We start from the raw sequence: 11908 nt of genomic DNA on the forward strand, positions 1-11908 counted from the left end.
CTTTAAAAAAATGGGACTGCCAGTATCTGACAATCCCATCTTCTGCAAAAAGAATCAATTTTAGTAGCCGGGATTCTGATCCAATTCCGGGTTCGCATCCAATGCTGTTTGCGGAATCGGGAACAACAAACATTTTTCGGGAGTAACACCTTTCCATCCTGGTATTTCATCCAGGAAAGTGCCAAAGCGAATCATATCCTGACGCGCACTGCTCTCCCACGCCAGTTCAAAACGTCTTTCCTTGTATATATCTTCAAGCGTTGTGCTGCTTAGCAACTTGCTCGCATTGTCAAAAGCACGTCCTCTGATCAGGTTAACCAGGCGGGTGGCTTCATCGTTTTCTTTTCCTAAACGAACCAAAGCTTCTGCTTTCATCAGGTACACATCCGCCAAACGGAAAATAGCCATATCGTTCTCCATATCGCCGTTCAAACCGCTTTCGAATTCCCATTTCGAGCAACGTCCACCTTCTTCCTGTTCTACCTGCCCCCAACCATCTTCGTCAAGGTTGTATTTAAGCTCAATATCCACGGAGTGAATCAGCTGGCGGCCATGTGCCGTGATCAGAATACTGCCGTCGGTATTGTACATCGGGCCAAGCAGGAACGACCAAGCTACCCGCTTGTCTTCCGCATCGTAGTCTTTTATGTATTGAGGCATCGCACTTACACCGTTCCAGGTACCTACTTTCAGGTTCAACGGAATGGGATCCAGGTAGTGCAAAGTTCTTTTGTGAATATGGTTGCCACCGTCGGCAGTACTAAATACAACCGGGAAGATAATTTCCTTCGAATTCTGGTTCTGCACCACAAAACTGGCTTTAAAATTGGGTTCAAAAACATATCCCAGCTCCATTACCTCATCGCAGGCATCGGCGCATTCCTGCCATTTCGCGCCTCCTTCAGGGTACCATACCAATGCATTCAGGTACATTTTGGCGAGCAAAGTATACACTACACCTTTGGTAATTTTCCCGTAACTGGCTGCAGTAACATCTTCGCGCACCACATCTTTGATCGCATTCAGTTCAGTCAGCACAAACTCGTAAACTTCGCTTCTGGATTTGGTAACCGGATTGGAAGAGTCTTTAAAATCAGTTACAATCGGCACATTTCCGTAATAGTCGAGCAAAAGATAATACCAGAAAGCACGCACTCCCCTGATTTCAGCCAAAATAACGTCTTTGTTGCCGATGCTTTCATTTTCTTCGATCATCGAATAAATCTTGTTGCAACTCGAAATACTTTCCATGGCTGCGTTGTACGAACTCCTGACCAGGCTTGTGTTAGGCGTCCAAGTGTGGAATCTTAGCTCTTTAAACTGACCACCGTCCCACCAGTCGCCACCTTTGCGGGTAGGAGTAACAGCCATGTCAGCAGAACATTCGCTTAAAAGAAAATAGTTCGATGGAAATACATTCTTCAGGGTGCGATATATCGGGGCAATCAGTGAATTTATCTGCGATTCGGTATTGCCAAATTCATCCACGGGCAGTTTATCAAAAACTTCTTCGTCCAGGTTGGTACATCCCTGATAAAGGAAAGAAAATGCAATGACGAAGACCAGTGATAATATTTTCTTGTTTTTCATAATTCAAAGTTGTTTAAGTTTAAAAACTAACATTTACACCCAGGGAAATAGTCCTTGATTTTGGATAGTACTCCCGTCCTTCAATACCCGGATCGAGTCCAGCCATTTCAATTTCAGGATCAAGGCCTGTATAGTTGGTGATGGTAAACAGGTTTTGTCCGGTTACATACACCCTTACTTTCCTGATCTCTTCAATTTTCGACACATCGAAAGTGTAACTCAGGCTGATGTTGTCCAACTTCAGGAACGAGCCTTTTTCGATATAATAGCTACAGTACTTTGGATTGTCGGCCAACCCGATGGTTAAAGCGTCGTGCAAAACATTGGCACCCGGCAACCACTGGGTGGTAGCATACGACATTTTCGAGAAGTTCAGCAGATCGTTGCCATAAACACCTCTGAAAAAGAAATTCAAATCCCAGTTTTTATAGGAAATCGTATTGGAAATACCATAAGTCAGTTTAGGCTGAGCCGAACCGATGTAAGTACGGTCGTCGTTGGTAAGTCCGGGTTTTCCGTCAATCATATCGTCCATGATGTACATTCCGTCCTCGTCCAAACCTTTGCACAACCAACCATAGAAAGTTCCCACTTCGCGGCCTTCTTCCACAATGTGAGTGGTATTGCTGGAACCTCCGCGAATCCACGCATCACCCGTAAGAATGGAACTGGTAGAAAACTCATCGCTGGAGAGTTTGGTAATTTTGTTTTTGTTGTGCGCCAGGTTTACAGAAGCCGTCCAACGCAGCTTATCTTTCCGAATGATGTCGCCGGTAATCAACATCTCGATCCCTTTGTTCGACATCTCCCCTACGTTGGCCAGCATATCGGGATAAAGGAACGGAGGTACCGGAACTTTATAGGTGTACAACAAGTCTTTGGTTCGTTTGTCGTAGTATTCAATGGTACCACTGATCCGGCTGTTCAGGATGTTGTAATCCACCCCAATGTTGAACATCGAAGTTTCTTCCCATTTCAGGTTTTCGTTGGCATTCTGGCTGATCTGGTAAGCCCTGTACCATTTACCGTTGTCGTAGTACTGACCCGAGTTGCCATAAAGCTGTAACGATTTGTAAGGATCAATACCGTCCTGGTTACCCGACACACCGTAACCGGCTCTGATTTTCAAATCATCCAGGAAGGTCAGGCCTTGCATAAACGACTCTTCGTTGATACGCCAGGCACCCGAAACCGATGGGAAAGTAGCCCATTTGTGGTTGTCTCCAAATTTTGAAGAACCGTCGTAACGCATCGAAAGCGTCAGGATGTACTTCATTTTGTAATTGTAGTTAGCCCTTCCGAAGAAAGAAACCAGCTTGTTCATGTTTTTACCCGACCACACATCCGAAGGACGCAGGTTTTCGCCTGCCCCCAGATTATTGTATCCAAAGAAGTCGGTTACAAACTGACGGTTCTGGGCTCCTGAATTCTGGTAATAGTTTTCTTCGTAAGAATAACCACCCAGCAATGCTATTTTATGATCGTTGATTGATTTTTCGTAGTTAACCGTTGTTTCCAGCAATTCTTTGTCACTGGTCCAGTTTTCGCGCTTGGCAAAACCCTGGTCGTTCCGTCCCCGTTCCGTATCAGAATCGTAATATTGTCCGTAATCGTTGGTGGCTCTTTGCTTGTGTAATTTAATTCCGGCGGTAAACCCTTCAAACAGGTTTAACTGAGCGTCTACGTTTCCGAAATACAGCGAATTTTTATGCAAACTGCTGTTGTATTCGATATTTCTAACCGGGTTTCCCTGGTCGTACTCCTGTGTATCGTACCAGGTTCCATCGTCCTTTTTAATCGGTACAACCGGAATCATGTTGTAAGCCAATACGAAATTCCGTGTGTCGGTTGGAGAATAGTCGCGGCTGGTAATGGCACCGGTAAACGAAACATTCAATTTGTCGTCCAGTGCTTTCTGATTAAACGAAAAACGAACGTTGTAACGCTTCATCTCATTGTCTTTCACCACCCCTTTCTGGTCGAGATAGGAAACCGACGCGCGGTAGTTGCTGTTGCGTCCGCCGCCAGAGAAAGATACATTGTGGTTCTGGCTGACACCGGTTCTCATAATGGCATCAAACCAATCGGTGTTGGCGCCTAAATCCAGCCCTTCGGTGTTAATGCTGTTGGCAGCTGCGTAATCGCGCCATTCTTTGGCTGTTAAAACATCCGGTACATTGGTAACCGTACTGGCTGCCAGATAGCCGTCGTATTCAATAACAGTTCCGTAGTCTTTTCCTTTTTTAGTAGTGATCAGAATTACACCGCTGGCCGAACGCGAACCATAAATAGCCGCGGCAGAAGCATCTTTTAACACACTGATCGATTCAATATCCTGAGGTGCAACCGATGAAAGGCTCATTCCCGGAACTCCGTCGATTACAATAAAAGGCTGGCTGCTTCCGGTAAGCGAAGAAGTACCTCTCAAACGGATGGTTTGCTCTTTGGTAACATCGCCGCTTCCCAAAGTAATCGACAAGCCAGCCACTTTTCCTTTTAGCAGGTCCACCGCATCTTTGGTCAAACCTTTGTTGAACTCATCTTCCGAAACATTGCTGATCGATCCGCTCACCTCTCTTTTTTGCTGAACACCGTAACCGATGGCCACTACTTCGTCGAGTTGCATTATGTCTTCCCGCAGTACGATGTTGAACATGCTTTGCGAGCCAATTTCAACTTCCTGGGTCTGGAAACCAACAAACGACAAGGAAAGCACTCCTCCACTGGCCGGAACATCCATGGTGAATTTTCCGTCGGCATCGCTTACCGTACCGGTCATCGTACCTCTCAGCACAATGGTAACCCCTGTCAAAGGTTCGCCTTTTGAGTCGTTTACAATACCGGTAACGGTTTTCTTCTCTTGCGGAATAGTTAGCATATTCCCTGCTTTTTTCATCACCGCAATCTGGCGGTCACTAATTTTATAAGTCAGATCCGTTTCCTGCAATGCCTGTTCCAGCAGGTTGTCAACCGTTACTTCGCTAACACTTACGTCAACTTTCTGATTGACGTTCACCAGGTCGTCGGAGTAGACAATAATAAATTCACTGTTTTTTTCAATCTCATGAAACACCTGCTTTAGGGTAACATTACTCAGTTTCATCGAGAATTTTGCAGTCTGGGAATAGCTGTTTGCCGCTGAAGCAAACATAACTGAAAGTAATAGGATGATAGTTAGCCTCATGACAAGGAAAGTTTTTTTGACCCACTGCGAGTACACAGCAAAGCCATTCTTACAAATTTTATTCATAAATTTAAGCGTTTAATTAAGCATTGTAATTAATTAATCTCAGGACCGGCGGGTGGTACGAACACTCTCCGGTTCTTTTTTCATACGTTAGCGCGATTAGTTTTACAGAATTGTTACATAGGCATTTAGATTAGTTTGGTTGGACAATAAAATAATCTCCGTTTTGTTGTTTACCCCAGTCAATCGGGACAAAAGCCTGAAGCACATCCAGCACTTCCGATATATCGCTTTTAAGGTCGAGTTTACCGGATATTTTGTACGTACCCAGCATCGGGTCTTTTATGTGAATTCTTTTGTTGTAATACCTTTCCAGCCTCCGTACCACGCGGTTCATGTCCAGCCTGTCGCAGTTAAGCATGCCTTCTTTCCACGAAACATACGAAGCCACATCTACCTTGTTTACATAATTTACTCCACTTGAACGATCAAGCAAAAACATCTCGTTGGGGTGAAGTGTGTTGGTTTTCTTTCCTTTCAACAAGCCATGCTCGCTGATCTTTACATCTACCTTCCCGCTTACCAGCACTGTGTGGAAGATATTGTCATCGGGGTAGGCCGACACATCAAAAGTGGTCCCCAAAACAACGACATCTGCCGGTTCGGTGCGCACTACAAAAGGTTTCTGCGCGTCTTTCACCACCTCAAAAAAGGCCTCGCCAATCAGCAATACTTCGCGTTGTTTTTTATCAAAAACCGAAGGATACATGAGCTGGCTACCCGCGTTTAACCATACTTTGGTTCCGTCGCTCAGCGTAAGATTTGAGCTTTTGCCATAGGGAATAATTACGTGGTTGGTGCTGTTTACTTTCTCTGATACCTGCTGCCGGATGGTGTCGTTGTCGATGATCACCTGTTCCCCGCTGGCGTCGTATTTAATGTTGGATTCTTTTGATTCAAGCGGAACCGACTTGCCATCAGCCAGAATAATCCGTGCATCGGTAAAATTGGCGGGCACGGTCTCCGCCATGCTAAACTCGTTGCAATCCTTGTCTTTGCTGTAGAAATAATAGCTGAGGCCACCGCTGGCAAATACGAAAATAAAAATGGCGGCATACTTCAGCAGGCTTATGAACCTGTTCTTCCGTGGTGCTGCCGTGCGGTGCTTCACGCTGTCCCACAATTCAAAGACTTCCGCAATCGAAAGCTCTTCGTTCTTGAAACGGAAATAGTTAAAAATCTCGATTGCCTCATCTATCTCTTCCTTTTTATCGGGATTCTCTGCCAGAAAGTTTTCCCAGAAAACTTCGGACGCCTGATTGGTTTTCAACAACCACTGAAGAAACGATTCTTCGTTCAAAAAGTCGGTAGAGTTATATGTCTTGAATTGGTTCATTCTGAAAGTTTCTCAATTCTATAAGACATGAACTTCCAAAGTGTAGATACTTTTTTCGAAAAAAATTCAAGAAAAAATTACTCACCCAACTTATCTTACTGATTTAATGAGAGAAAACAGGATCATTTTTCCCGTACAGAAACAGAAAACAATGCCAAAAGAAAATTGGAAACACGCTTTTTATCGCTTTTAATAATGCTGCGGACTTTATTAACTGCCCGACTGATCAGCGAACGCGAAGACTGCTCTTCGAGCTCAAGCACTTCTGCAATTTCCTTGTGGCTCAGCCCAAAATAGAAACGCAGATACAGAGCCTCTTTCTGTCGGCTGGTCAGCGACTCAACCGCCGACCGCACAATCAGTAGTTTTTTGGAATAATGATCGTTCTCGAAATCCTCGCGGTTCAGGTCCTCCAAACCGGTCTCAAAACGATAATCACCCGTTTTCATGATTTCTTCGAGCTTACTGGAGCGTAAGGACTCCCTGAAAATCATCCGCTTCAGGGAAGCAAACAGGTAAGCTTTCACATTATCGGTGGCCGAAAGTTTGCCCCGCGATTGAATAAGGGTTACAAACAGCTCCTGTATACAGTCTTTTACCAGCGACCGGTCGACCGTAAATTTACAGCCGTACGCAAACAAATCGTTTACGTTGTTCAGGTAAATGGTAGAAAGGGCAGTTTGGCTTCCTTCCAGAAAATCCATCCACAGGAATTTGTCTTTCTCTTGATTGGGATACATTACCGGGCCGTTTAAGTTTAGTAAGTATAGCTCCCTAAAATTAGGATTATTATTATGAATACAAAAGAAATTGCACGGGCACTTTGTCTGTTTCAATGTCGCGTATTAAAATGACACCAATATCAAACAACCCGTGATTACCGATAATTCAGCTACTCCAAAAGATTTAGTATTTCCTCCACTTTCTCGTTCATCGGCAGGTGTCCGTTTACCCAGTGAATTTTGGTGCCGCGTTTTTCCATGCCCCGAAACCAGGTCATCTGGCGTTTGGCAAACTGGTGAATCGCAATTTCCAGCTGCCGGAACATTTCATCGTAACTCAGTTCGCCAATCAGGTGTAATGTCAGAAACTTATATTCCAGGCCGTAATAAATCAACTGGTCCGGGGTGAGTCCCGAGTCGAGCAGCTTTTGCACCTCATCGAGCATGCCTTCTTCCAGGCGCTGCTTCAGGCGCAGCGTAATTCGCTGGCGGCGCATTTCGCGGTCAAAATCAATCCCGATATTCAGGCTGCGGATCTCCGGCATTTCCGAAGCTTCCTGCGCATGCTCGGCGTAGTATTTTTCAATTTCGATGGCACGAACAGCCCGGCGGTCGGTTTCCACATCCGTATCGTTGTGCAGGCGGGGCTTCATACTTTTTAAAATTCCGGTCAGCTCCTCCAGCGTTTTCCCTTCCAGCTCCTTGCGTAGTTCCCGGTTGGGCGGGACTTCAATCAAGCGGTAGTTTTTCAAAACAGCCTCGAGGTACAAGCCGCTGCCCCCGCATAAAACCGGGAATTTCCCCCGCGATTGGATCTCATTGTAAACCCGGATAAAATCGGTTTGAAAACGATATACATTGTAATGCACACCTGCTGCCTCAATATCCACCAAATGCGACGGCACTTCCACACCATCCACAAAATAATCGGCATAATCTTTCCCGGTGCCCAGGTCCATTCCGCGGTACACCTGGCGCGAGTCCGCCGAAATTATTTCTCCCTTCAAACGAGCCGTAACATGTGCCGCCAGTCCGGTTTTGCCCGTAGCTGTTGGCCCCAATATGGTAAGCAGATTGTATTTCAATTTAAATCGATTTTGAAAACAAAGAAACAAATATTTAAGTGTTTTGCCCGAATATTCAAGTAATAAAGAAAATTCTTGAAGTTAACTATCCCTGTAAAAGGCAAGTGGTATCTTTATTCCGCAAGCGGAATAAAACGGCACACAGATAACGCAGATTTACGCAGAAAATGATGTCATCCAAATGGCGAAATAAAATTTGCGGCAATCAGCGAAATTAGCGGGAAATAAAAAGTGTTTGCAGAACGATGAAGGTATTACTCTAACTTTATTTCAGAAAAAAGCTAAAAATCAAATTTTCGTTGTTTCCCCCCTCTCCATCCGTCAGCTGACGGATGATATCTCTCATGAGGTTCAGGGAGAATAGAAGGATACCCCTTGGCAAGCCCGGGAATTTTATATGACTAAAACCCGGCAGACTTTTTAAAATTTTTCGATTATTCTTAAAAGTTTCAAAGACGAAGCCTCAATTCTTTATCTTTGAGAGATAGAATCAATACCGGTTTATTTTATGATAAAGGAAGCATGTGTAGAATCGCTGAAAGAAGCAAAAATGGCAGCCGAAAGAGGTGCCAACCGCATTGAGTTATGCGCCGACCTGGCCGAGGACGGACTCACCCCCTCATTCGAATTAATGAAGCAGGCCTGTTCGGAGCTGCCCATCCCGGTTATGACCATGGCACGCCCGCGGGGTGGTAATTTTGTTCATACTGCGGAAGAGGTGGAACAAATGAAAGTGGCCATCGACCAGGCCAAAGCAGCCGGTGCACACGGAGTGGTTTTTGGCTTGCTGACCCCGGACAATAAAATCGATGAAAAAAACACCCGGCTTTTGGCTGAATATGCACAGCCTCTACCGGTAACTTTCCACAAAGCCATCGACGAAATGGACGACCCCGTGGAAGGCGTACGTGTTTTGAAAACCATTCCGGGAATCAAACGTATCCTCACTTCGGGAGGTAAAGCTACCGCACTGGAAGGACAGGAAACCATCCGGAAAATGATACAGGAAGCCGAAGGACAGATCATCATTTTAGTGGCCGGGAAAGTGCTGGACTCGAACGTGGAAGAAATCAGCCGGCTGACCGGAGCCAGCGAACTGCACGGAAGAAAAATTGTAGGGGAGCTGATTTAGCCCTTCCGCATTCTGTTTTAATTGACAATCAAAATTCTAAACATTATAGTATCATGAAAAAATTAACCTTTATTGTTCCGCTTCTGTTTGCCTTTTTTGCACAGGCGCAGCTGGAACACGAAATAACCGACTATGTGTGGCCTACCGACGAAAAAGTGCTGCAAAAACTCGAAGACTGGCAAGACCTGAAATTTGGTTTGCTGATGCACTGGGGAACCTACAGCCAGTGGGGAGTTGTTGAATCGTGGTCGATTTGCCCCGAAGACGAAGGCTGGTGTGCCCGTAAAAAAGGAAGTAATCCGGACGATTATTTTACCTACAAGAAAGAATACGAAAACCTGAAACTTTCTTTTAACCCCGTCAACTTCGAGCCCGGGAAATGGGCAAAGGCAGCCAGCAATGCCGGGATGAAATACGTGGTTTTTACCACCAAGCACCACGATGGCTTTTGCATGTTCGATTCGAAATACACCGACTACAAAATCACGGACAAAGACTGTCCGTTTAGTATAAATCCGAAAGCCAATGTTGCCAAAGAGGTTTTTGATGCTTTCCGCACCGAAGGCATGTGGGCAGGGGCTTATTTCTCGAAACCCGACTGGAACAACCCCAACTACTGGGACCCGAAGTTTCCGCCGCTCGACCGGAACGTAAATTACGATCCGGATCTTCATCCTGAAAAATGGGAGAAGTTTGTCGACTTTACCCACAACCAGATTATGGAGTTGCTGACCGACTACGGAAAGATTGACATTTTGTGGCTCGATGGCGGCTGGGTTTGCAAGCAATCGGACGAAGCGCTGAAAGCCTATTACGAAGGACGCCACGCCAAAGCACCCAGTGGTTTTATCAAAAACCGGGTGATCAGCCAGGATATCCGCATGGACGAACTGGCAGCCAAGGCCCGCGAGAAACAACCCGGACTTATTGTGGTTGACCGCGCGGTAAAAGGCCCCAACCAAAACTACCTGACACCCGAAAACCGGGTTCCGGATACACAGCTTCCTTACCCGTGGGAGTCGTGCATTATTGCCGGAGGAGGCTGGTCGTGGGTGCCCAATCCGCAATACATGACACCCAAACAAGCCATTCATATGCTCATCGACATTGTGGCCAAAGGGGGCAACCTTCTTTACAACATTGGCCCGGCACCCGATGGTTCGTGGCCCGAAGATGCCTACAAACTGCTCGATGCCATGGGAAAATGGATTGACGTAAACGGCGAAGCGATTTACTCGACACGTGCCATTGCACCTTTCAAAACCGACAATATTTGCCTGACCCAGCAAAAAGACAGCAAAGCGGTTTACGCGCTTTACCTGGAGCAGGAAGACGGTGCAGGATTGCCCGCTTCGTTTACCGTTAAAGGAATAAAAGCTGCCAAAGGTGCCAAACTTAGCATGCTCGGCGCCTCCGGAACGCTGAAATGGGAAAATACTGCAGAAGGAGTAAAAGTGTATGTTCCGCAAAAAATAAGAACCAAGCTGCCTTGCGACCTTGCCTGGGCGGTAAAAATATCGGCGGTGGAATAAAACACCGATCCGGCAAGTTATAAAACAGGCCATTTCTCACAAAAGAAATGGCCTGTTTTGGTTTTATTATCGATGAATAACTGACTAAACCTCTATGCATTGAAATACAATGATACCAGATGATTCATTCTATTGCTTCTTCTTATTCTTCAACTTCTTTTCGGTATCGTTTACCTGTTCCAGAAAATGTTTTTCTACTTCCGAAATCTCATTTTTCTTCAACTCCTTGTATTTCTCATATTCAACATGAGCTCTTTTCAACGCTTGTTCATGACTGATTGTTCCTGAATGGGTTAATATATCTTTCCTTGTCATTTTCAGAAATGTATCCAATTGCTCAATCCAGTCTTTCATATACATTGGTTCCTGGTTGAGTGCCTGAAGCTCGGCAAGTTCCAGATATGCAGTAACAATCCGGTTTAAAATATCCAGTTCGCTTTCAGTGAGGTAATTTTTGGCTATGACCGTTTCTTGTTTGGTAGGTTTCTTCCCTCTAAAACTACTTAACCCGAGGTGGGGCTTACCTGAATCTACCCGCTGATAAATAATCTCCGCAGCAGTATGTCCGTGCGCTGCCCAATGCATTTTATTTTGTATGGTCTTGAAAAACACCACCGACATTTCCAACGATGGATCGTAATCGATACTTGTCGCATAAATATCAAGGACTTTTCGCCAAAACACTTTTTCTGATGAACGAATATCCCGTATACGGGCTAATAACTCATCGAAGTAATTTCCTCCACCGGCTTGCTTTAACAAGTCGTCGTTCATGGTAAATCCCTTCACGATGTATTCTTTTAACCGTGCAGTTGCCCATTGGCGGAATTTTGTCCCCTGATGGCTTTTAACCCTGTAACCAACCGAAATTATTACATCTAAACTGAAAAATTTTACAGGCCGGTCTGACCCACTAATGTGCAAAATTTGCACATTGCTTTTTTCTTCCAGTTCGCCTTCATTAAAAATGTTATTGATATGTTTCGTTATTACCGACCGTTCTTTCTGAAACAGCTGGCCCATTTGTGCCTGCGAAAGCCAAACCGTTTCCTCTTCCAGTCTGACATCAATTTTGGTTTGTCCGTCTTCAGTCTGATAAAGAAGTATTTCTGAATTAGTATCCATTTTTATGAAGTTGTCAAAAGTCGAATATTGAAAAGAACGAACAAAACCAGCTTGTTGACAATCAAGACTAGCTGCCATTCTTTGAATAAAATGATTGATAAAAGTATAATAAAAAAGCGAGAACTATCCGCACAGAAAA

At 45.0% G+C, this 11908-nt stretch carries 8 protein-coding genes; 2 read left to right on the forward strand and 6 right to left on the reverse strand.

The window, feature by feature from the left end; genetic code table 11:
• Window positions 1–60: 60 nt before the first annotated feature.
• From D1614_RS14670 to miaA, 5 genes are all read right to left on the reverse strand, one after another.
• The gene (locus tag D1614_RS14670) at window positions 61–1590 is read right to left on the reverse strand and encodes a RagB/SusD family nutrient uptake outer membrane protein (RefSeq protein WP_119438713.1); all 1530 of its coding nucleotides are present in this window, start codon (window positions 1588–1590) and stop codon (window positions 61–63) included.
• A 19-nt stretch (window positions 1591–1609) separates the two neighbouring features.
• Entirely contained in the window at window positions 1610–4774 is a 3165-nt protein-coding gene (locus tag D1614_RS14675) for a TonB-dependent receptor (RefSeq protein WP_119438826.1), read from the reverse strand.
• A gap of 196 nt (window positions 4775–4970) precedes the next feature.
• Entirely contained in the window at window positions 4971–6173 is a 1203-nt protein-coding gene (locus D1614_RS14680) for a FecR family protein (protein ID WP_119438714.1), read from the reverse strand.
• 122 nt (window positions 6174–6295) lie between these two features.
• Window positions 6296–6913: an RNA polymerase sigma factor gene (locus tag D1614_RS14685; RefSeq protein ID WP_119438715.1), complete on the reverse strand. Its 618-nt coding sequence runs from the start codon at window positions 6911–6913 to the stop codon at window positions 6296–6298.
• Window positions 6914–7065: 152 nt separating this feature from the next.
• Window positions 7066–7980: a tRNA (adenosine(37)-N6)-dimethylallyltransferase MiaA gene (gene miaA, locus D1614_RS14690; RefSeq protein WP_119438716.1), complete on the reverse strand. Its 915-nt coding sequence runs from the start codon at window positions 7978–7980 to the stop codon at window positions 7066–7068.
• Window positions 7981–8488: 508 nt separating this feature from the next.
• Here miaA and D1614_RS14695 point away from each other — a divergent pair.
• Window positions 8489–9112, forward strand: coding sequence for a copper homeostasis protein CutC (locus D1614_RS14695; RefSeq protein WP_119438717.1), 624 nt, complete (start codon window positions 8489–8491; stop codon window positions 9110–9112).
• A gap of 53 nt (window positions 9113–9165) precedes the next feature.
• Window positions 9166–10644, forward strand: coding sequence for an alpha-L-fucosidase (locus D1614_RS14700; RefSeq protein ID WP_119438718.1), 1479 nt, complete (start codon window positions 9166–9168; stop codon window positions 10642–10644).
• Window positions 10645–10773: 129 nt separating this feature from the next.
• Here D1614_RS14700 and D1614_RS14705 read toward each other — a convergent pair whose 3' ends face one another.
• Window positions 10774–11769 carry a virulence RhuM family protein gene (locus D1614_RS14705; protein ID WP_119438719.1) on the reverse strand — a complete coding sequence of 332 codons (996 nt, stop codon included), beginning with the start codon at window positions 11767–11769 and terminating at the stop codon, window positions 10774–10776.
• Between the last annotated feature and the right edge of the window lie 139 nt (window positions 11770–11908).

Origin of the sequence: Maribellus luteus (assembly GCF_003576475.1) — a bacterium.
Taxonomy (GTDB): Bacteria; Bacteroidota; Bacteroidia; order Bacteroidales; family Prolixibacteraceae; genus Draconibacterium; species Draconibacterium luteum.

Coding starts and splice junctions, on each gene's coding strand:
- D1614_RS14700 (WP_119438718.1), top strand. CDS start 9,166: ATGAAAAAATTAACCTTTATTGTTCCGCTTCTGTTTGCCTTTTTTGCA.
- D1614_RS14705 (WP_119438719.1), bottom strand. CDS start 11,769: ATGGATACTAATTCAGAAATACTTCTTTATCAGACTGAAGACGGACAA.
- D1614_RS14685 (WP_119438715.1), bottom strand. CDS start 6,913: ATGTATCCCAATCAAGAGAAAGACAAATTCCTGTGGATGGATTTTCTG.
- D1614_RS14675 (WP_119438826.1), bottom strand. CDS start 4,774: ATGAGGCTAACTATCATCCTATTACTTTCAGTTATGTTTGCTTCAGCG.
- D1614_RS14680 (WP_119438714.1), bottom strand. CDS start 6,173: ATGAACCAATTCAAGACATATAACTCTACCGACTTTTTGAACGAAGAA.
- D1614_RS14695 (WP_119438717.1), top strand. CDS start 8,489: ATGATAAAGGAAGCATGTGTAGAATCGCTGAAAGAAGCAAAAATGGCA.
- D1614_RS14670 (WP_119438713.1), bottom strand. CDS start 1,590: ATGAAAAACAAGAAAATATTATCACTGGTCTTCGTCATTGCATTTTCT.